This window comes from Dawidia cretensis, from assembly GCF_018598175.1.
In the GTDB taxonomy this organism is placed as follows: domain Bacteria; phylum Bacteroidota; class Bacteroidia; order Cytophagales; family Cyclobacteriaceae; genus Ohtaekwangia; species Ohtaekwangia cretensis.
In genome coordinates this window covers 74,968-95,422 of the sequence record NZ_JAHESE010000017.1, presented here as the reverse complement: position 1 = coordinate 95,422, position 20,455 = coordinate 74,968, and the positions used below count along the sequence as shown (strand labels likewise).

General features: G+C 53.8%; 18 protein-coding genes and 1 riboswitch. Of the genes, 7 read left to right on the top strand and 11 right to left on the bottom strand.

The genetic code is table 11. From position 1 onward, the window contains the following. The first annotated feature begins 32 nt into the window (after positions 1–32). Positions 33–1,253, top strand: a complete 1,221-nt coding sequence (locus KK062_RS16795; protein ID WP_254085486.1) for an OmpA family protein — start codon at positions 33–35, stop codon at positions 1,251–1,253. Positions 1,254–1,265: 12 nt separating this feature from the next. Here the strand turns inward: KK062_RS16795 and KK062_RS16790 are convergent, their stop codons facing one another. The 8 genes from KK062_RS16790 to KK062_RS16755 form a co-directional block, all read right to left on the bottom strand. Continuing rightward, positions 1,266–2,636, bottom strand: coding sequence for a pyridoxal-phosphate dependent enzyme (locus KK062_RS16790; protein ID WP_254085485.1), 1,371 nt, complete (start codon positions 2,634–2,636; stop codon positions 1,266–1,268). Positions 2,637–2,709: 73 nt separating this feature from the next. Beyond that, positions 2,710–3,636, bottom strand: coding sequence for an aspartate carbamoyltransferase catalytic subunit (locus KK062_RS16785; RefSeq protein WP_254085484.1), 927 nt, complete (start codon positions 3,634–3,636; stop codon positions 2,710–2,712). 6 nt (positions 3,637–3,642) lie between these two features. After that, entirely contained in the window at positions 3,643–4,185 is a 543-nt protein-coding gene (pyrR, locus tag KK062_RS16780) for a bifunctional pyr operon transcriptional regulator/uracil phosphoribosyltransferase PyrR (RefSeq protein WP_254085483.1), read from the bottom strand. Positions 4,186–4,224: 39 nt separating this feature from the next. Beyond that, positions 4,225–5,646 carry a hypothetical protein gene (locus tag KK062_RS16775; protein WP_254085482.1) on the bottom strand — a complete coding sequence of 474 codons (1,422 nt, stop codon included), beginning with the start codon at positions 5,644–5,646 and terminating at the stop codon, positions 4,225–4,227. Between the two features lie 70 nt (positions 5,647–5,716). Further along, entirely contained in the window at positions 5,717–7,324 is a 1,608-nt protein-coding gene (locus KK062_RS16770; protein ID WP_254085481.1) for a hypothetical protein, read from the bottom strand. Beyond that, a complete protein-coding gene (locus KK062_RS16765; protein ID WP_254085480.1) occupies positions 7,321–7,725 on the bottom strand; it encodes an EVE domain-containing protein in 405 nt (134 codons plus the stop codon). Before KK062_RS16765 ends, KK062_RS16770 begins: the two co-directional genes overlap by 4 nt. 115 nt (positions 7,726–7,840) lie before the next feature. Then, a complete protein-coding gene (gene ispE, locus KK062_RS16760) occupies positions 7,841–8,653 on the bottom strand; it encodes a 4-(cytidine 5'-diphospho)-2-C-methyl-D-erythritol kinase (RefSeq protein WP_254085479.1) in 813 nt (270 codons plus the stop codon). Between the two features lie 66 nt (positions 8,654–8,719). Then, complete coding sequence (locus tag KK062_RS16755) at positions 8,720–9,532, bottom strand: enoyl-ACP reductase FabI (RefSeq protein WP_254085478.1); 813 nt, start codon at positions 9,530–9,532, stop codon at positions 8,720–8,722. A 178-nt stretch (positions 9,533–9,710) separates the two neighbouring features. Here KK062_RS16755 and KK062_RS16750 point away from each other — a divergent pair, with 178 nt between their 5' ends. Then, the gene (locus tag KK062_RS16750) at positions 9,711–10,448 is read left to right on the top strand and encodes a hypothetical protein (RefSeq protein ID WP_254085477.1); all 738 of its coding nucleotides are present in this window, start codon (positions 9,711–9,713) and stop codon (positions 10,446–10,448) included. Here the strand turns inward: KK062_RS16750 and KK062_RS16745 are convergent, their stop codons facing one another. Then, the gene (locus tag KK062_RS16745; protein WP_254085476.1) at positions 10,449–12,602 is read right to left on the bottom strand and encodes a WG repeat-containing protein; all 2,154 of its coding nucleotides are present in this window, start codon (positions 12,600–12,602) and stop codon (positions 10,449–10,451) included. Between the two features lie 85 nt (positions 12,603–12,687). Beyond that, positions 12,688–13,821, bottom strand: coding sequence for an ABC transporter substrate-binding protein (locus tag KK062_RS16740; protein WP_254085475.1), 1,134 nt, complete (start codon positions 13,819–13,821; stop codon positions 12,688–12,690). A 25-nt stretch (positions 13,822–13,846) separates the two neighbouring features. Then, positions 13,847–14,099: riboswitch (cobalamin riboswitch) on the top strand. Between the two features lie 58 nt (positions 14,100–14,157). Between KK062_RS16740 and KK062_RS16735 the strand changes: the two genes are divergently transcribed. The 4 genes from KK062_RS16735 to KK062_RS16720 are packed head-to-tail and all read left to right on the top strand — an operon-like array spanning position 14,158 to position 18,048. Then, positions 14,158–16,026 (top strand): TonB-dependent receptor, encoded by a 1,869-nt coding sequence (locus KK062_RS16735; RefSeq protein ID WP_254085474.1) that lies wholly within the window; start codon positions 14,158–14,160, stop codon positions 16,024–16,026. After that, positions 16,023–17,090: a DUF5074 domain-containing protein gene (locus KK062_RS16730; protein WP_254085473.1), complete on the top strand. Its 1,068-nt coding sequence runs from the start codon at positions 16,023–16,025 to the stop codon at positions 17,088–17,090. The genes KK062_RS16735 and KK062_RS16730 overlap by 4 nt, the downstream gene beginning before the upstream one ends. After that, the gene (locus KK062_RS16725) at positions 17,087–17,281 is read left to right on the top strand and encodes a C1orf53 family protein (RefSeq protein WP_262899240.1); all 195 of its coding nucleotides are present in this window, start codon (positions 17,087–17,089) and stop codon (positions 17,279–17,281) included. Before KK062_RS16730 ends, KK062_RS16725 begins: the two co-directional genes overlap by 4 nt. Before the next feature lie 41 nt (positions 17,282–17,322). Then, positions 17,323–18,048, top strand: coding sequence for a Dph6-related ATP pyrophosphatase (locus KK062_RS16720; protein WP_254085472.1), 726 nt, complete (start codon positions 17,323–17,325; stop codon positions 18,046–18,048). Here KK062_RS16720 and meaB read toward each other — a convergent pair. Beyond that, complete coding sequence (gene meaB, locus KK062_RS16715; protein WP_254085471.1) at positions 18,043–19,044, bottom strand: methylmalonyl Co-A mutase-associated GTPase MeaB; 1,002 nt, start codon at positions 19,042–19,044, stop codon at positions 18,043–18,045. The two genes, KK062_RS16720 and meaB, sit on opposite strands and share 6 nt — an antisense overlap. A 62-nt stretch (positions 19,045–19,106) precedes the next feature. Between meaB and KK062_RS16710 the strand changes: the two genes are divergently transcribed. After that, a complete protein-coding gene (locus KK062_RS16710; protein ID WP_254085470.1) occupies positions 19,107–20,432 on the top strand; it encodes a CHASE2 domain-containing protein in 1,326 nt (441 codons plus the stop codon). Positions 20,433–20,455 lie beyond the last annotated feature (23 nt).

Sequence of the window (20,455 nt, the reverse complement as noted above, 5' to 3'; positions counted from 1 at the left end):
TTGGTTTAATCACCTAACAAAGCCAGTGAGTCATGAAGACCCTATTTTTTTCCGCACTGGCAGGAATTTTCTCTGTACTCGCGGTACAGCCTGCCTACTCCATCCGTCGGGAGCAACAACCAGACGATGCCCAGAACTACGTCGTGATCGGGGCATTTAAGTATCAACGTAATGCTGTCCGCTTTACCCGGCACGCCAACCACGATCTAAGCCTGCATGCCAACATTCAGCTCAACCCCGCGCGGCAGCTGTACTATGTGTTCGTGCTGCGCACTGCAGATCGTGCCGCGGCCATCTCGGAAGCACGTCGTTTGCGTGCCCGGTCTGAGTTGGCCGATACATGGGTATTCAGTGGTTCGCTCGAACTGGGAACGACTGCGTCGCCTCCGGAAAAGACCAGGGGCGTAGACATCAACCCCGACACCCAACAGAAAATGGAACAGGTGCCGGTAGAGCCTGCCCCGGCCACAACGGAGCCGGTAGTCACCACCGTAGCCGCGCCGCCCCAGCCCGACAAGAAACCCGAGGTCATCGACGACGGTAAGCCGGGCAAGCCCTTTATCTTCCACCTCTACCGCGCCACCGACAATGCGAAGGTAGAAGGCGAAGTGAAAGCCATCGACCTGGACCGCGCCCGGAAAATAGGGGATTACAAAGGGAATGAGATCGTAAAGGTGGGCGACCCCGCCAGCAAGACCGACAGCATCGGGGTGGTCGCCGAGGTATTTGGTTATCGCAAGCGGCAGATCAACCTATACTATAATAAGCCGGAAGGCGAAGGCATTGAAACCAACGCCGAAGGCGCCGTAGAAATACCGTTTGGGCTGGTGCGGCTGAGCAAGGGCGATATCGCCGTGATGTTCAATGTGCTCTTTTACCGCGATGCCGCCGTCATGCGACCCGAGTCGCGCTATGAAGTACAAAGCCTGCTCGACATGATGAAGGAAAATCCGAAGTATAAGATCCGTATCCACGGCCATACCAACGGCAATGCTACCGGTAAGATCACCACCCTGCCGGAGGGAACCACGGAGTTCTTTTCGCTGAAGGATACCAAAGACGGCTTTGGTTCGGCCAAGGCACTGTCGGAAGAGCGTGCCATTGCTATTAAGAACTTCCTGATCAGTGAAGGCATTGCGCCCGACCGTATGGATATAAAAGCATGGGGAGGCAAGCGCCCGCTCTATGATAAGATGGGTAATCGTGCGCAAGAAAACGTACGGGTAGAAATTGAGATTTTGGAGGACAAATAGTCCCCCAAAATCTTAGCTCGTCATGGCTTGCAGCACGTCGTGCTGCGTAATGATGTGTACCTTCTCTGAATCGTCGCGCACCAGCACCGCTTTATTGTCCTTGTTCAACAGTGACGACAGTACGTCCAGTGTGCTGTCGGGTGCCACAAACGGCATGGGCTTGTCCATCACCTCGCCGACAGGCTTGACTTGCAGCTGCGGGTCTTGAATGATCTTCTCCAGCAAGCTGGAAGCGCTTACGCTGCCAACAAAGTGGCCGTTCTCTGTCACCGGTATCTGGTCGATGCCCTGGCGGTTGATCAACAGAATGGCTTCGCTCACCTTCGCGTCCTTGCTCACGGTAATGAGACTGTCGTTGCCGGCGCGGCGGGTGATGATATCGCGGGCCGAGCTAAACGCACGGGTCTCGAGGAAGCCGTGGTCTTTCATCCACTGGTCGTTGTATACTTTTGCCAAATAGCGCGTGCCGTGGTCGGGCAGCAGAATGACCATCACATCGTCTTTCTTCAGGTTCTCACGCGCATATTCCAGTGCACCGTGCAAGGCCGAGCCGCTGGACCAACCCACAAACAAACCTTCTTCGCGCGACAGCCGGCGGGCAGCAATAGCGCCATCCTTATCCGTTACTTTGATGAACGAGTCGATCACGTCAAAGTCCACGTTCTTGGGCAGAATGTCTTCGCCGAAGCCTTCGGTCATGTATGGGTAAATTTCATTCTCGTCAAAGATGCCCGTCTCTTTGTACTTCTTGAATACCGATCCGTAGGTGTCGATACCTACCGCCACCAGGTTAGGGTTCTGTTCTTTCAGGTAGCGTGCCGTGCCACACATCGAGCCGCCTGTACCGACCGTTGCAACATAGTGTGTGATTTTACCGCCGGTCTGTTTCCAGATTTCCGGGCCGGTAGTGGCATAGTGTGCCGCTGCGTTTGACGGATTGTCGTACTGGTTGGGGTATATAGAGTTGGGAATGTCTTTGTTGAGCTTGCGCGCCACAGAGTAATACGAGCGTGGGTCCTCGGGGGCAACGTTCGTGGGGCACACAATAACTTCGGCGCCCACCGCTTTCAGAATGTTGATCTTCTCCTGCGATTGTTTATCGGCCATGGTAAAGATGCAACGGTAGCCTTTGGCAATGGCCGCCAGCGCGAGGCCCATGCCGGTGTTACCCGACGTGCCTTCGATGATCGTACCGCCGGGTTTCAGGAGGCCGGCCTTCTCCGCGTCTTCCACCATTTTAATGGCCATGCGGTCTTTGGTCGAGTTGCCGGGGTTAAAATATTCTACCTTGGCCAGAATGGTACCGGGTATTCCCTTTACCACATTGTTAAGCCGGACAATTGGGGTATTGCCGATCGTTTCGATAATGGAATTATAGATCATACGAATAGCGTCTTCAGAGTAGGTAAAAATACGAAAAAGGAATCGAATGGTTTTGGCTTACGCTAACGGTGTTTTAGGCGTTCGCGCCCGCCAGCAGGTACAGCACGGCCATGCGGATTGCCACACCGTTTTCCACCTGGTCGAGAATGATGGAATGTGACGAGTCGGCTGCATCGCTGCTCAATTCCACGCCGCGGTTGATGGGACCGGGGTGCATGATGAGGATCGGCTTCTTGAGGCTGTCGAGCAGTTTTTTGGTAATGCCGTAGTACAGGGAGTACTCGCGCAGGGAAGGAAAATATTTGATGTGCTGGCGCTCCAGCTGAATGCGCAGCACGTTGGCCACGTCGCACCACAGCAGCGCCTTGCGTACGTCCAGCTCTACTTCAACACCCAGCTGGCTGATGAACTTCGGCAGCAACGTGGGCGGGCCACACACCATTACCTTCGCGCCGAGCTTTTGCAGGGCGAAGATGTTGGACAGGGCCACGCGCGAGTGAAGAATGTCACCGATGATGGCCACCTTCTTGCCCGCCAGCGAGCCGAGCTTCTCGCGAATGGAGAAGGCATCCAGCAACGCCTGCGTCGGGTGCTCGTGTGTGCCGTCGCCGGCGTTGACGATGTTTGCGTTGATGTGTTTGGCCAGGAAGTGCGGCGCACCGGGGCTGGCATGACGCATCACGATCATGTCCACCTTCATGGCCAGAATGTTGTTGACGGTATCGAGCAGGGTCTCGCCCTTTTTTACCGAGCTGTTGGAAGCCGAAAAGTTGATGACGTCGGCTGAAAGCCGCTTCTGGGCCAGCTCAAAGGAAAGACGGGTACGGGTGGAGTTTTCAAAAAAGACGTTGGCGATGGTGATGTCGCGCAAGGAAGGCACCTTCTTCACGGGGCGGTTTAAGACCCCTTTAAAATTCTCAGCGGTTTCAAAAATAAGTTCGAGGTCTTCGCGGGTAATGTTCTTAATGCCAAGCAAATGTTTTTGACTGAGTTTCGACATAGCCCTTTAGTCCTTATTGATCAACCAGATTTTATTTTGTTTATGCCCTTGTGCTTCCAGCTCCACCAGCACGCGCTGCGACGTAAGCGTGTTCACAGCCTTGCCGACATAGTCTGCCGCCACCGGCAGCTCGCGTGTATATTTCCGGTCTATCAGAACGAGTAATTCTACTTTCTTGGGACGCCCGAAAGTGATCATGGCGTCCATGGCGGCGCGGATCGTGCGGCCCGTAAACAACACGTCGTCTACCAGCAGCACCTGCTTGTTTTCGATGGTGAACTCAATGCGCGTTTCATTGGCCTTCACCGGAATCTCGCGGCGGCGGAAGTCGTCGCGGTGAAAAGTAGCATCCAGGTAGCCAAGCGGAATTTTTGTCTTCACCAGCTTTTCCAGCTTCTGGTGAATGATCTCGGCCACATAAATGCCCCGGGGCTGCATGCCGATGACCACCGTTTCAGAAAAAGAGCCGTGATTTTCAATCAATTGCTGACAAAGACGACTTATCGTGATATCGAGGAGGTCGGTGTCAAGGATAAGTTTTTTCTGCATACGGCGGGCAAATATAGCAATTTACACCGCGCCCTCCGGCTACCGGCTGCTGATTTTGTTGATGAAAAAGACCTTGCGCTTGCCCGATTCGGGGCTAAAGACGTCCTGAACGCCGTAGGCGTAGAAGTAGTTGCCGTACCAATAGTCCAGCCGCGAGGTGTTGCTTTCGTCCATCCGCGTGATTTCGTTCTCGCGGCCCGTGCGGATAATTTCCGATGTCTTGCCTTCCAGCACTTCGTTGCCCTGAATGATTTTGGTCCGCAGCTCATTGCGAAACATGTACAGCAGGTCGATCTTGTCGGCATGCGGCTCCAGCTTCACAAACTGCTCGAGCGTATAGGTCTTGACGTCGTTGATCTCAAAGCTATTGTCCCACTGCAGGTTGCCGTCGTTGTCAAAGCCCATCACCACGGCGTGGGTGTAATTGTAGCCGTCAAAAATACGGCCGTCGCGAATGTAGTTGCCGCGACCCATGGTGTTGGGCATAAAAAAGCCCGAATAGCCCGCCCCCGCCGACGTGTAATGTGGGTAGAACGCCTCGCCCAGCAGCACATACTGATTTTTGTACGGCACCAGCTCGTGCACCATAAACCGGTAGTTAAAACGGATCTTCTTGCCGCGGATGCGCCGCCGGGCAATACGCTCGCGCACGCGCTTTTCCCGCCCCGCCTTCATGTATTTAAAGAAGTTCTGCAGGTCGCCAAAGTTGTAATACCGGATCTGCTGCAGCCCCGAGGGATCAATGCTGGCCATGAAGATGCCTTTGGAATATTCTGAATTACGCGACCCATACACGCCGGCAATCACCTGCATATTGTTCGCAGTTTTAAGCGAGCGGGCAAAGAGCAGATTCTTGTTGTCTTCCGGTTCCAGCGGCAGGTTGCGGATCAGGTCAGCCTGTGCGTTGTAGCTCTTTACCCAAATCGTGCGTGTGCCCTGTAAGTTTCGCGCGCTCACCAACACGTCAAAGGTGCCGTCGGTATGCACCTTGATATGCGTAAGCTCGCCTATGTCGCTTTGCAACCCCGGCAGCAACCGCGACTTCTGCGTGTCAAAGGAATAAAAGATCACCACGGGAATCTTGTTAAAGTACCCGCCCAGCAGAACACCTTCTTTTGTCACTTGAAACTCCGACGGATTGAAGGGTATAAAGTTCTTGATAACATGGCGCACGTATCGCCCCGTGCCTTGTTCCAGTGCGAACATCTCCAGGTCGTTGCGGGTAAAGTCAACGTAGTGAAACAGCAGGTATAAATAGTCGGCATCTGCCTTGCGTCCTACCAACAGGTATTTTTTCTGTACGGCCAGGTAGCCGTGCCACGTTGAATTGAACGCGGTGTCTAATTTTTGAATCTCCAGCTGGTCGTTGGGCTCGTTGGGAATGCCCGTGAGGCGGCGATATAAAAAGAGGCCATTCTGAAACGCCGGCACAATCTCGAATTGCTGGCCGAAGCTGAACATGGGAATTTCGTACCGGGCAGATTGCTCTACCTGTGCCTGGCAAACAGTGGCTGCCAGCCAAAAAAGCAGGTTAATGTACCACCACTTTGTTGATATAGAACACGTCGCGCACGCGATCGGTCTTAGCAACGTTGCGGATGGTTTGGTAGCCCCATACATAGAATGTGTTGTCGTACCAATGCCGCACGCTTCCTTCGCCTTCTTTCTCCGAACGTATTTCGTCGATCGGATCCAGGAGCTTGATCTTCTCCTGTAGCAGTTGCGTAGTATCTTCTTTTAATGGAATGGACTTTACCATCAGATCCGATTCATTTTTGTAGAGCAAATGCACGTGGCCGTTTTTCAGGCTAAAGTCGGCCACCTGCTCCACCGAGGGCAGCTTGATGTCTTCCAGCTTCAGGCTGTGATCCCATTTCACTTTGCCGGTCGCGTCAAATGCCAGCAACACGGTCTCACTGCTCTTGATGTCGTCGTTATTCTTAACGTTGTTGCCATACGCATACGGCCGGTACATACGCCCCATGCCTGGATAATAGTACCCAGGGCCATAGCCGCCATACGAACCGTAAGGGCTGTAGGAGTAGGGATTATAATAATAGGGGTTGCTGTAGTAAGGATTCAAATTGCTGGAAGGTGTATACACTTCCGCCAGCAGCAGGTAGCCATCCCGGTATTCGTTGAGCTTAAACGGCATCACATAGTTGATGTAGTTCGGAATCTTGTTGGCGGCCAGGTCTTCGCGGGTGTCTTCCTGGATCTTCTTCATGCGCTTGGGGGAGAGGTATTCCAGGTAATGCGCCAGCTCGCCAAAGCTAAAGTAGTGGATCTTCTGTTCGTTAAAAGGATCTACCACCAGCGAATAAAAGCCGTTGGATTGTTTGGAGTTGCGCTCGCCCCAGGTGCCAAGCAACACCAGGTCTTCGCGTTCCAGCGTGCTGGTAATGCCCGTCTGCAGCGTACGGTTTTCTTCGATGGGTACGCGGTCTTCCAGCAACAGCTCGCCGCTGCCGTCAAACGTGCGGAACAGCATGAAGCGATCGCCCTTGCTACCGCGGTCGATCGTGACGGTGTTGAAGGTACCGTTCTGATTGGTGCGCAGGTCTACCAGCTCGGTATCTTTCTGGAAGAAGCCCGGCACGACCTTTCTATTGCCCGTCTCCAGCTCGTACAAAAAGATAGCCGGTTCGTTATTAACATAGCCGCCAAAGGCAAAGCTGCCGCCGGCCTTGCTGAAATGCGTGAGCTTAAAGTCGAGGTCGGGCTTGATGGAATACCGCGTGGACTCGCCCGATGCCAGTGTAACACGAACCAGCTCGAAGTCATTGCGGGTAGTCTCGCCGGTGCGGTACAAAAAGTACACCTGGCCCGGCACAACCTCGTAGCCGACCATTTTATACCGTTCTTTGATCTCGAGCTCTACGACGCGCTTTTCTTGCAGCGCGGTGTCGAGCAGCAGCAACTCCCAAATGCGATTGTTGTTTTTGTATTTGTCGCGCTCGCGGTAAAGGGCGAGACCCTCTTCCTTGAGAGAGATGACATTGTAGTAGTCGTCGGAATTTTTTTGTTCCCGCTCAAAGCGGTGTGGTTGCTGCACCTGGGCCCAACCCGTAGTGGCCGGCGCACCGAGGACGGTCAGCAAGACCAGCATCCACCATGAACGGTGTACATTCCTTCTCATTTTTCTTCGCTTAAGGCTATGACCATATCAAATTCTTCACGCTTAACAGGCTGTACCGAAAGGCGCGACAGCTTCACCAGCGCCATATCTTTTAAACGCTTATCGGCTTTGATTTGTGCAAGCGTCACCGGTTTTTTCAGCTTTTTATCCGGCGCCAGCTCCACCGCTACCCAATTCTCATCTTTCGGATCGGGGTAAGCTTCCTTGGTAATGCGGGCAATGCCGACCACGGCTTTGTCTTCCATGCTATGGTAAACAAAGGCCAGGTCGCCCTTCTTCATGGCTTTCAGGTTCAGACGCGCCGCATAGTTACGCACGCCATCCCATCCCGTCTTTTTGTCGCGTACCAGGTCATCAAATGAGTATACGCTCGGTTCACTTTTTACCAGCCAATAGTTCATGCTTTCGATTACAGTTAATTCTAAAATTACAAGAAAGCGGCAAAGATAAAAATGCCCCGCACACAGACGGTACACGGAGGCAAAAAGCAGTATGGGAAGGGATATGGGATATATACTACCGGGTCAGCACACCTGACCAATGCAACACGCCCGGATCAAACGCCAGGTCCACACCTTTGTCGAAAATGCCAAACACGGCCGCACCCGACCCGCTCATGCTGGCATACACAGCCCCGGCGCGATATAATTTTTCTCTCAGGGGTTCAATCGAGGGGTGCCGTGCAAAAACGGAGGCCTCAAAATCGTTGTGAAGCTTTCCTTTCCAGGCAGCAAGCGGTTCTTGTGTCAGTATTTGCGTCAGGGGGGTTGCCGGTGTCGCGGGCGTTATGCCGGCGTACGCCTCGGCAGTGGAGACGTGAATGGGCGGCTTGGCCAGCACCAGGAATTTGCCTTTTAACGAGATACCGATGTTCGTCAGGATCTCTCCCCGGCCGGTGCCGAGCTGCGGCGCGTCCTGGGTGAAAAAAGCACAGTCGCTGCCCAGCTGCGCGGCATACGCCGCCAGGGCGGCAGGCGCCAGGTTGAGGTTGAACAGGTCGTTGAGGAGGCGCAACGTATAGGCGCCGTCAGAGGAACCACCCCCCAGGCCGGCGCCCGTGGGAATGATCTTGTGCAAGTGAATGCGGACCGGCGGCAGCGTAAAATCTTTTTGCAGCAGGTGGTAGGCCCGCAGGCAGAGGTTGTCGTGGGGATCGCCGGGAATGGTATCGCCCGACTGCGAAAACGCCAGCGTGTCGGAAGGAATCACTTCGAGAATGTCCGTCCACGGCACGGGGTAAAAACAAGTCTCCAGCGCATGGTATCCGTCGGTTCGTTTGTGGAGAATGTGGAGACCGAGATTGATCTTACAAGGCGGAAAGGCAACCATGCCGGCGGAGTTTAAAAAGAACCCCGGCCGGACGGGGTGTACCCGCCAGGCCAGGGAGTAACGATTTTATTTGCTAAGGCGCTCGACGATCTCTTCGGTAATACCCGAAGCAGAGAAACCACCGTCGTGCATCAGGTTCTGCATGGTCACCATGCGGGTGAAGTCAGAGAACATCACCGCGATGTAGGCGGCGCAATCTTCGGCAGAAGCGTTGCCCAGCGGCGACATCATGTTGGCAAAGTCAAAGAACACGTCGAAGCCCGAAATGCCCGAGCCGGCCGTGGTACGGGTAGGCGACTGCGAAATGGTGTTAACACGCACCTTTTTCAGCTTGGCGTAGCGCGCGCCGTAGCTGCGGGCGATCGACTCCAGCATGGCTTTCGCTTGTGCCATGTCGGTATAGTCGGGGTACGACCGTTGTGCGGCAATGTAGCTCAGGGCGAGCACCGATGCCCACTCGTTGAGGGCGTCCAGCTTCTCGGCGGTCTGCAGCACTTTATGAAACGACAGCGCCGAAATGTCGAGCGTCTTTTGGAACCACTCGTAGTTCAGGTCGCCATAAGGCTTCTCCTTGCGGATGTTGGGGCTCATGCCGATGGAGTGCAGTACGAAGTCGATCTTGCCACCCAATACCTCCTGGGATTTGGTAAAGAGGTTGGCCAGGTCTGCTTCAGACGTGGCATCGGCCGGAATAACTTCCGCATTGCATTCCTTCGCCAGCTCATTGATCTTGCCAAGGCGCATCGCAATGGGGGCGTTGGTCAGGGTGAACACACCCCCCTCTTCCTTTACTTTCAGCGCTGTTTTCCAGGCAATGGAGTTTTCGTCCAGTGCACCGAAAATGATGCCGCGTTTGCCTTTCAGTAAGTTGTTAGCCATAGCTTATAAATTAAACTGATGTGGTGTTAGTTAAGCCGCAATATTACAATACATCCGCAAAAAACAAGAATTAAAGTTGCGGTGGGTAACGCTACCCGTGTACCTTCTACACCGTTTGAAACGATAAAATAACGCGATTTTTTGTTATATTTCTTTGAAACATAAACATTCAGCGTCTATGGAAATTACGTCTACTTTTTTGGATTCATGGCACGGATACATGTATGCCGGCGCAGCTGTCTGTATCGGCATGGCCATCCTGCTCCTGGCGTATCATGAGCTTCGCATCTTTATGCTCAAAGACTACAAAGCAAAGTATGATTATGTAAACCTGCACGAGATCCGGTATTTCTGGTTCTCGGTTATGATGGTGGTATTCGCGGCGGCCTTCTTTGGCAACACCGTCGGCTCACAGGCCATACAGGAAGAAGGCCACCGCTGGTTCTATGTGCGCCTGTTCATATCGGTCAGCTTTGTGATCATTGCGTACTTTGTGTTCTTCAGCCTGGTGCGGATCTACTACCCCGGCAAGCTTGAACGTCGCCTGTACAAACTGCGCAACACGCCGCGTACATCGCCTGACGGTAACATGATGCGCAAGCTGGCCGAGTCGGAAGAGGAGCATCACCTGGAGAAAGAGCAGATGGAGGACGGCAAGGTACACTCCATTGACTACGACATCTGGCTGGATGATAAAACAGGCTACAAAAAGATTGAAAAATATACCGCCTACCAGCACGCCGAAGAGTGCACGGAGTGCGGCTACTTCACCCTGAAGATTCACAGCGAAGACATTGCCCAGGAACCAACCCTGTCAGACGACGGGGTGCTGCTAAAGCATTATCGCTGTAGTTACTGCGGCCACCGCGAGCAACGGCAAGTGATCGTCGCCCGGCTGTCGGCCAACATCGCATGATCAATTGACCGTCAGGTTTTGCCAGGGTGACTTCTTCAGCGCCAGAAAGACGTTGTTAAACGGATCGTACACAATCGTGTCATACATCATCGGCACGGTGCTGATACCTTGCAACGTAATGACGCCATACGTGCCCTCGCGCTCCACCACGGCAAAGCCCTTGCCGGTGTCTTCCAGTTGCTGGTACTTGGGTTGGATCAGAATTTTGCCTGTATTGTCCGCCAGTCCTACCAGACCGTTGCTGCGAATCAGCAGGTTGCGCGTAGGCAGTACGGTAATATCTTCATAGCGGGCCGGTAACAATAACCGGCCCGTTTTGTCGACGATGCCGGTGAAGCCTTTTTGTTTCACCAGCGCAAAGCCATTCTGAAAACCTGATACCTCGTCGTATACCGGCTGAATAGCGATCTGGTCGTCGTGGTTGATAAAGCCCCAGTGCCCGCGAATCATGGCGGGTGCCAGTGTTTCGCTGAATTGTTTTACACCTTCGTACCGGTTGGCAATGCGCAGTCGCCCCAGGTCGTCGATAAAGCCATACTTGCCGTTCTTGCGAATGGCCCGTAGCCCTTCGCTTTCTTCGTAGATCTTTTCCAGCGCCTCGGTGGGAAATACACGCCGGTCGGCAATGCGGCCGTTCATATCGATCTTCCACAGCGTACCCGACGGCAGCAGCTCCAGGATGTAATCGGGAAAATACGTCAGGGGGTTCTCGGTAAAATAAATAACGTTGCCGTCCAGCGACTTCAGAAAACGCGTCCGCGGTGTCTGCTCGATGTAGCGGTCGTGCCCGAGCAAAAACAGCTTCGACGCCCGGGGCGTAACAAGCCACTCCTCGCGTTGATTGATGATGCCATACTGCCCGCGAAACTTTACCACCAGCAAGTTGTCTTTGGTCTGCAACACCGAATCGTACGTACACGGCACGACCTCGCGCCCTGCCAGGTCCATGGTGCCGGCGTAGCCGCGGGCGCGGACCATAAAGTAGGTGCCGTCAAAGTGGTCGATGTTATCGTACGACTTCGAAGACAAACGCGTGCCCGTCGTATCGATCAACGTCCAGCTATACCGGCTACCCTGGCGCTGCCCCGCCAGCGCGCGGTGGTGCGTCAGCACAAGCACCAGGCTGTCGTGTGTCGGCTGAATAAGTGTACGGCCTGACAAATTAATCAGTCCGTATTTGTTCTGCACCTTTACCAGGGCCTTACCATGTTGAAAGGGCGCAATCGTGTTGTATTGCTGCGGCGAAAGCGGCTTCAGCGAAAGGTCTGTCAGTTGCAGCATGCCGCCCTGCATCACTTTCAACCGGTTCGGCGCAACCGGATACAATGCATCGGCCTGCACCTTTTGTGTCAGCTTGTTCTGACCGTTCAGGAATTGCCACTCATCGGCCTCGCGTGCTTTGATGGTACCGTCTTCCAGAATGGCAATGCCCCGGTACCGCGGCGGCACTTTTATTTGTCCGTCGCGATCGATCACGCCCTGCATGCCATTCTGATAAATGGTGGCGTAGTTCTTGGTAAACGGTGCCATGCGGTCGATCGTAAAGCCGGTAAGCTGGCGACCGGTCTCCGTGAAGATGGCAATCTTGTCGTCAAAGTTCTCCACGGCAAAACGCAAGCTGCCGATCGGGTAGATGCTTTGATACTGTTGCGGAATGACGGTGCGGTTGTCCAGCGACAGCAGCCCGTACTTATAGGTGTTGCCGCTTTTGCTAAAGACAATAGCCCGTAGCGAGGCAAGCCGCAGTCCGTCGTATTGAAAGGAGATGATCTCTTTGCCCGCTGTATTCAGACAGCCTGTGGCCACGCGCAGTACATTGGGTTGCACTTGCTTGCGGGCAATGAGCACCGACCCATCGCCGGGAAGGATTTCTTCGTATTCGTTTTTGGTGAGTGTGTGGTTGGTGATGCTGATCAGGCCCCAGCGGCCGTTCAGCTTATACCCAATAGCCTGATCAATGACTGAAAAGCGGCCGTCGCTCCATCCCAGTGCATCGTACTTTGCCGGGATCAGCACCTTGCCCTGGTCATCTTTCAACCCCACCTTTCCATTCTCTTCAAAAACCGACAGCTCCTCGGCCACACCGCCATGTGCAGCATCCGAAAGAAAAAATAGCAGCAGACAGCAATACAAAAAGCGGCTCACAATCCTCATCGCATACAAAGTTAAAAGGTCGTGCGCATACTGGCGCTATCCTTCAACGAATTGTTGGGTCGGTTGTCGTCGCGAAGCGCATGCCCTATTGCAATGGCGCGTAGAAGTATAACGTGTGATCAGGCAGCAATGTGGGGTGCGCGATCCTGACGAGGTCACGCAAGATCAGGTCGGGGCGCAGGTACCCCAGCTCCAAAAACTCGCTGCCACCCCGCGCGCCTTTGCGTGCATCGTAAGTGTACACCTGGTGCGTAGTCACCGGCTTGAACTGTGCATAGCGATGGTCGGCGGCGCGTAATGACGGCAAAGTGTTGTAAGAGCCTACACCGATCCAGAAGTCGGCGTCGTGCGCTTTTTCATAAACATGCTCAAAGCTGAGCTTCAGCGCACCCGTCGACGAATCTGCCGCCCACAGGTACTGACAGCCGGCATCGTTCAGGATACGCGCCGCATAATTCTGTCCGCCGGGCAGAAACCACGCATCACCATACACCACGCCACTCAGCACCGTGGGGCGGGTGCGTACAGTATCCACCACGGCCTTCGCGTCGAGATAGCTTTTTTCGATAACCTGGAACACCGAGTCGGCACGTTTCTCCTGGTTGAAGAACAACGCCATAAACTTGATCCACTCGGCGCGGCCCAGCGGATGTTTCTCCAGGTACTCTGCATTGATCACTACCGGCACGCCCAGGTCTTCCATTTTTTTAAACTGCCCATAGTCGCTGCTTTGGGTATAGCCCATCAACATACCGGGCTTCAGCATGACCAGTTGCTCCAGGTTTATACTGTTGTCGACACCCAGGTCCTTTACCTGGCCCGCATCCACGCGGCGGCGCATTTTCTCCGAGCTGATATAATCGGTCGACGGAAAACCCACCAGCTTGTCGGTCTCGCCGAGATAGTCCAGCAGCGGTATATGCGAAGTGGAGGTACACACGATGGAGGAGAGGGGCGTGCGGATCACCTTCACGTCGGGTGCGTGGGTGGGCACTTCCTCGTCCGTCGGCACGAGCAAATATGTAAAACCTTTGGACGCCCCCTGAAACGGTGTTAATACTGTTACGGTCTTTATATTCCCATTATAGGCGACTGTAAAGCCCCGGGCATACTTCAATAACGTTTGGGAAGGTAGGGAAACGGCTGTTGGTTGGTCGGCGGCAGGACGGTTACAGCCCGCCACGACGAGCACCAGCGCAAAAATGATTACACGATACATAGCTGCAATGTTAAGAAAATAATTAAGTTCGCACCCGATTCACGGTTCTTCTGCTGTTTGCAACCGCAGAAGATGAAAAGGGAATACCGGTAAGACTTCAAGTCAAATCCGGAGCTGTCCCCGCAACTGTAATCCCGGTCTGCCAGGCTGTTTGCTACTCCTGGCGGAAATTCAACTTTTGTTCTGCAACACCATTGTCTGTCCCGATGCGTCGGGAGGGCGAGAAGGTAAGCAAAAGCCGGGCGAGCCAGGAGACCTGCCGTGATACTAAAATCTGTTTTCAGGCTTCCGACTTTCGGGTGAAAGGTTAGAAGTATAGTAGTCGAAGAAATATTCATGCGGGTAGGTATTTTTATAGTCGTGAGCGTGCTCACAAGCGTGTACTGTTTTGCACAACAGACAGCCCCCGTGTTGCTGGACTCGGTAGAAGTGTATGGTATACCCGACGAGCGCTTCCTGGCTGGCTCTTCTTTTACTACGGTCGACTCTGCATTGTTGCGTCAGCAACGCTCCACGCATCTCGGCGAAGTACTGGCCACACAACTGCCAGTGTATTTTCGAAGTTACGGGCAGGGCATGATCTCGGGCGTTAGTCTGCGGGGTACGGCACCGCAACATACGGCCGTGTTGTGGAACGGTATAAATATCAATAGTTTCTCCCTTGGGCAAGCAGACTTCTCCATCTTACCAGCATCGGCTTTTGGTTCTGTCAAGGTACACGCTGGTGGCGGCAGTGCTCGCTATGGTAGTGGTGCGTTGGGTGGTACGGTGCTGCTAACCTCACCCGAAGCGTCGTCTCAGGAAATATTTCACATCGCACAGGTAGTGGGAAGCTTTGGTCAGTATACTACCGAAGCCGGTGGAGCATTCACCCTGGGGCGGTGGAACTCGCACACACAAGTATACCATGTGCAAAGCGAAAATGACTTTACGATACAAGCCCTCGGCCAGCGTCAGCCACATGCGGCCTTCAAGCAGATGGGCATACTACAAGACATCGTATACAACCTGACCAATACAAAGTCGCTGGCGTTGCACTATTGGTATCATGATGCCGATCGCGAGGTGCAGCCGCCCATCGGGCAGTATTTTAGTGACGCCACGCAGCGCGATAAGAATCATCGCCTTAGTCTGCAGTACAAAAGCAACGGCCGCCGCGGCCAATTTACCGCCACCGGCGGCTACGTGCGCGACGTACTCTTTTATCGTAAAGAGGACCTTGTAACCCGCTGGACGGGTAGCGTCAAACATGCCTTTGTCCTGCCGGCACGCATCCACACCGAAGTAAGCGCCGAGTGGAATCACATCCGCGCTGATATCGACGAGTATAAAGATGGCCATGCCGAAGAAGACAGGTTTGATTTTATGGTGTCCCTGCAAAAAAGCATCGGTACACGCTTGTCGTTGGCGTTGAACCTGCGCCAGCCTGCGGTGTCAGGTTTCTCGCCACCCTTTCTGCCGTATCTCGGCGTGGAATACATTGTCGTGAAAAGGCCTGCTGCAACGTTTACCCTTCGCGGCAACGCCTCCCGCAACTACCGCGTGCCGACATTCAACGATCGCTACTGGCTGAACGCAGGCGACAGGAATCTACAACCGGAACTAAGCTATGCCGCAGAAGCTGGCTGGCGGTGGATCTGGAACCAGCTGACGGTCGAAAATACGTGGTACACGCAAGAGGTCGATCAATGGATACAATGGGTGCCGGTAGGAGGCAACTACATTCCCCGAAACATCCGGCATGTGCAGGTGCGAGGTGTCGAGATACGTGTGCATGGCCCGATATACCAGGGTGTCGTAACCGTCATAGCAGGCGTCAACTATCAATATACACGCTCCATTAGCACCGAGGTGCCACCCAATGATCCGTGGTCCCTGGACAGGCAGTTGATCTATACCCCTGTGCAGACCGCGTCAGGCTACCTGCGCGGCAATTGGCGCGGCTATAACGCCACGGTACAGGCGCAGTACAGCGACCGGCGATACTACCTGTTTGCGAACGAAGCAGACTATTCGTTAGATCCGTATGCCCGTATCGACCTGTCCGTGGGGCGGACCTTAACCGTCGGACGCCATGTAGTAACCCTGCAAGCGTCGGCGCAGAACGTGCTGGACGAAGAATACAGACAATATGCCGCCTATGCCATGCCCGGCCGGTATTATACCCTGCAACTTAATTACCAACTAAATTCCATATCGAAATGAAAATGAAATCTTATGTATGGCTACTAGCCTTCAGCGCCATACTGGTCTTCCAACGCTGTTCGGATGATGATGGCGGAAAAACGGCTTCGTCGGTTGTAACCGGTGTGCTGGTAGCCAACGAGGGTAACTTTTTGGCAGCCAATGCCAGCGTTACCTACTATAATCCCGAAAAAGATTCCTCCGCGCAGAATATATTTCGCAATGCGGCCGGCGATTTTGCAGGCGACGTATTGCAATCCATCACGTTGGACGGCGATCGTGCCTATCTTGTTTTGAATGGCAGCAATACGATCGAAGTAGCCAACAGCACCACCTTCGCGCGTGAAAAAACCGTAGCTGAGCCGATATTGGACAAGCCTCAGTACGTGTCGATAATCAACGACAAGGCATACATCAGCGTATGGGGGCCTTACGATGCAGACTACAACCTGACCAGCTCCGCTATCGTAGTCGCGGATGCCAAGACCATGACGATCACCGACACGATCCCGACAAGACCAGGCGTCGGCGAATTATTTTATGCCGGCGGCTACCTCTTCGCCTCCATTAACAACTTTGGTGCTGCACACGTAGTATCCATCATCGACCCCTCAAAAAATGAAGTGATCAGAGATATAGCTGTGACGCCTGGCCCCGCCGGCATGGTGCTGGATGCTAATAACAGGGTGTGGGTTATTTGCCGCGGCGCCTATGACGCAGAGGAGAGCTATTTGGAAAGCTTCGATGTAAAGAATACTGTACAGGTGCAAATACACCTCGACTTCCGGGCTGGTGCCGATCTGGCGGTTTCTCCCGACGGAAAGACACTGTACCTCACGGGTGGCAACAATATCTATAGCATGCCAGTCGATTCTAAAGAAGCGCCCGCGGCGCCATTGTTTACAGCGGAAGATGTAACAGACCTGTATTCGTTTGGCGTAAACCCGGAGAATGGTGACTTTTACGTCGGAGATGCCCGGTTGTTTTCAGCCAGCGGCGAAGTATACGTGTATGCCAGCGACGGCACGGCAAAAACATCATTCGCGACGGGCGTTGGCCCCACGCAGTTTATCTTTAAGAAATGAAAGACGACGTGACGGAAAAATCCGCGCCCGAAGAAAATAGCCCCTACTATTACATGGAAAATGGCCTCATGGTTTTTACCGAGGCCTTTTTCCTCAAGCGGGGCTTTTGCTGCGGGCGCGGATGCCGTCATTGTCCTTATGGACATAAAAAGGGAGTCACCACGCCCATAAACAAACAACCGGAAGAATAGTAGACCGCAACAGCCGGAGACGGTGTGGACGCGAAAGGCTTATGCAGCAGGGAAAACAAAATGTAACAATCAGTTGGAGTGGCGGGAAAGATGCCGCCTTTGCCTTGCACAAGATTCTGGCCACAGGGCTCTACAACGTAGTGCACCTGCACACCGTCATTGGCGCCAGCACCCGTCGCGTAGGCCTGCACGGCGTTCGCGAAGAATTGATTGATGAGCAGGCCACCTGCCTCGGCATGCCCCTTCACAAATTATACCTTCCTGAATCGCCTGATCACGGTGCCTACGAAACCCTCATGCAAGACTTCTACCGGGAATGTACAGCAGCGGGTATAAAGGCCGTTGTCTTCGGTGACATCTTCCTGGAAGACTTGCGCGCATACCGCGAAGCGATGCTGCACGCCGTAGGCCTGAAAGGCATCTATCCGTTGTGGGCCATACCCTCTGAAAAACTATTGCACGACTTTCTGGCCGCAGGGTATAAAACGGTACTGTGTTCCGCCAGCGCATCGTGGTTCATGCCCGGCCGACTGGGGGTAACAATCGACAACACCTTTGCCGCCTCGTTACCTGCCGGTGTAGACTGTTGTGGTGAGAATGGTGAATTCCATACGCTGGTATACGATGGCCCGTTATTCCAAAAGCCGCTATCGTTTCGCGCGGGAGAGGTAGTCAAGCGCTCTTATACCTTTCAGAAAGTATCCGCCACGGGCGAGCCTGAGCCCTCATCGCTCGACTTCTGGTTTCGCGACCTCGTGCCGCTATAGCGTACGATGGTGATCGCGGTATGCTTGCAGTAAACGAAGCGCCGCTTCATGTGACGATACTTCCTGTCGTGCCACAGCCTGCTCCAGGGTACTGCGGATAGCCTGTACGGAAGCTTGCAGGTCCGCTTGCAGCAGCAGCTGAAAATAATCGTTAAACCAGTTGATATTCTGCCGGCGGCGGGTGGTCTGAAAGAAACCTGAAGCCTTGGTGTGATCGCAGTAACGTTCTACCGTGGCCCACGTCTCATCAAAGCCATCGCCGGTTAAAGCCGAAGCTGTTAACACCGGTACTGTCCAGTCGTTGGCCGACGGCGACGCCAGGTGCAACGCTTGCGTATAGGCACCCCGGGCCTCTAATGCAGCTTTTTTATTCTCGCCGTCTGATTTAGTGATCACCAGGGCGTCGGCCATTTCCATAATACCTTTTTTGATACCCTGCAGCTCGTCCCCCGCACCGGCCAGCATCAGCAACAGAAAGAAGTCAACCATGTTGCGCACAGAAATTTCCGATTGCCCGACACCCACAGTCTCGACGATGATCACATCATAGCCGGCAGCCTCGCAAAGCAACATCGCTTCGCGCGTGCGGTGAGCGACACCCCCGAGTGCATCGCCGGCTGCCGTAGGCCGTATAAAGGCACGCGGGTTGCGCGACAGCTCTTCCATGCGGGTTTTGTCACCGAGGATGCTGCCGCCGGTCAGCCGGCTGCTGGGGTCGATGGTGAGGACGGCCAGCGTTTTGCCCTGGGTGGTAATGTGTTTGCCCAGTGTCTCTATAAATGTGCTCTTGCCGACGCCGGGCACGCCGGTAATGCCCATACGGATGGCGTTGCCGGTATAGGGCAGCAGCAGCGCCAGCAGGGCGTGCGCAAGCTCCTGATCAGCAGGCAGGGTGCTTTCCACCAGGGTAATGGCTTGCCCCAGCAAAACACGGTTACCCTGCCGGATACCGGTAACAAATTGATCGGGTGTAGGACGCGCTTTACGGGGTGTCATGCAGGGTGCTTTCGAAAAGCACCGGTAAATTTCTAAATTTACCTGATACATCGCCTACCGCCATGCGTAAATTCTGGTCAGACTCGCTCATTGCGACTATTTTCGTTTTCCTGGTATTGCTTGCCGTTCGGGAAGTGTCGCAATTCAACATCTTTAACGTATTCGATCCGCTTGGAAAAGCGCTCGGCGACATGGAGCTTACGGACATCACCTTCTCCAACCTACGTTTAGAGGTACCGCCGCCCGACGAGAATATCACGATCGTCAACATCGGCAACCTGACGCGCGGCGAGATCGCCCAACAGATTCGTGCCATAAGCCGCTTCAAACCGAAGGTCATCGGTATCGATGTGTTCTTTGGGTGTGGTAAATGCTTCGACGGGCACATAGATTCTGTCTGTTGTCCGCTGGCCTATGACACTCTCAGCAACCTGATGCTCGCCGATGCCATTGCCGAAGCTGGAAACGTGGTGCTGGTGACAAAATTGTTACGATCGAGCAAGCTCCTGGCGCAATACGGCGATGTAGCACGTTTTGATTCCTTGCAACACACCGACACCCTCATACGCCGCAACGCCTTCGAGGGTTTTGCCAATCTCGAGACGGACGCCGAGCACCAGGAAGACCTGAAGACTTGTCGCCGGTTGAATCCCTCCATGAAGATGGAGGGTGGCAAAACAGAACTGGCATTCTCCACGCGCATCGCGATGTTATACGACTCTGCCAAGACTATGCATTTTCTTGATCGCGGAAATCACTCCGAAGTAATTAATTACCGCGGCAACGTGCCCGATCCCTATAAAGCCTCTGCCCCAGAGTTTTCAAGCCGCTATACCTATCTCGATTGGTACAATCCGTTTGACACCACGTCATTTTTACCTTCCATTATAAAAGACCGCATCGTGCTCTTCGGTTTTATGGGCAACGACATGCTCGATACCTCGTGGGACGATAAATTTATCACACCACTCAATAAGCAGTTTGCCGGCAAAACCCGCCCCGACATGTACGGCGTGGTCGTACACGCCAATGTTATTTCGATGATTTTGGACGAAGCCTATATAGACGAATTGGAGGCCTGGCAGGAGTATGCCATTGCGATTCTGGTGTGTTTTCTAAACGTCGTGCTGTTCACGTATATAAACAGGAAAATTCCGGTTTGGTTTGATGCGCTGAGTATTCTCGTACAGCTGGCGCAGTTTTTGGTGTGCACGTTTTTAATGATCTATGCCCTCTATTGGTTCAATTTCAAGCTTAATCTGACATATACGCTGGCGGCGCTGGCGGTCGTGGGGACATGCTTTGAGTTATATCACAGCGTGGTGCGCGCAGGTCTTTCTGCGATAAAAACCCGCGGGTGGTTTACCATTAAGAAGGAAGGAGTATAAACATTACATCAGGACACCAAGAA

Coding starts and splice junctions, on each gene's coding strand:
- KK062_RS16765 (WP_254085480.1), bottom strand. CDS start 7,725: ATGAACTATTGGCTGGTAAAAAGTGAACCGAGCGTATACTCATTTGAT.
- KK062_RS16720 (WP_254085472.1), top strand. CDS start 17,323: ATGCAGCAGGGAAAACAAAATGTAACAATCAGTTGGAGTGGCGGGAAA.
- ispE (WP_254085479.1), bottom strand. CDS start 8,653: ATGGTTGCCTTTCCGCCTTGTAAGATCAATCTCGGTCTCCACATTCTC.
- KK062_RS16740 (WP_254085475.1), bottom strand. CDS start 13,821: ATGTATCGTGTAATCATTTTTGCGCTGGTGCTCGTCGTGGCGGGCTGT.
- KK062_RS16730 (WP_254085473.1), top strand. CDS start 16,023: ATGAAAATGAAATCTTATGTATGGCTACTAGCCTTCAGCGCCATACTG.
- KK062_RS16785 (WP_254085484.1), bottom strand. CDS start 3,636: ATGTCGAAACTCAGTCAAAAACATTTGCTTGGCATTAAGAACATTACC.
- KK062_RS16710 (WP_254085470.1), top strand. CDS start 19,107: ATGCGTAAATTCTGGTCAGACTCGCTCATTGCGACTATTTTCGTTTTC.
- KK062_RS16790 (WP_254085485.1), bottom strand. CDS start 2,636: ATGATCTATAATTCCATTATCGAAACGATCGGCAATACCCCAATTGTC.
- KK062_RS16770 (WP_254085481.1), bottom strand. CDS start 7,324: ATGAGAAGGAATGTACACCGTTCATGGTGGATGCTGGTCTTGCTGACC.
- pyrR (WP_254085483.1), bottom strand. CDS start 4,185: ATGCAGAAAAAACTTATCCTTGACACCGACCTCCTCGATATCACGATA.
- KK062_RS16725 (WP_262899240.1), top strand. CDS start 17,087: ATGAAAGACGACGTGACGGAAAAATCCGCGCCCGAAGAAAATAGCCCC.
- meaB (WP_254085471.1), bottom strand. CDS start 19,044: ATGACACCCCGTAAAGCGCGTCCTACACCCGATCAATTTGTTACCGGT.
- KK062_RS16745 (WP_254085476.1), bottom strand. CDS start 12,602: ATGAGGATTGTGAGCCGCTTTTTGTATTGCTGTCTGCTGCTATTTTTT.
- KK062_RS16775 (WP_254085482.1), bottom strand. CDS start 5,646: ATGTTCAGCTTCGGCCAGCAATTCGAGATTGTGCCGGCGTTTCAGAAT.
- KK062_RS16750 (WP_254085477.1), top strand. CDS start 9,711: ATGGAAATTACGTCTACTTTTTTGGATTCATGGCACGGATACATGTAT.
- KK062_RS16735 (WP_254085474.1), top strand. CDS start 14,158: ATGCGGGTAGGTATTTTTATAGTCGTGAGCGTGCTCACAAGCGTGTAC.
- KK062_RS16755 (WP_254085478.1), bottom strand. CDS start 9,532: ATGGCTAACAACTTACTGAAAGGCAAACGCGGCATCATTTTCGGTGCA.
- KK062_RS16795 (WP_254085486.1), top strand. CDS start 33: ATGAAGACCCTATTTTTTTCCGCACTGGCAGGAATTTTCTCTGTACTC.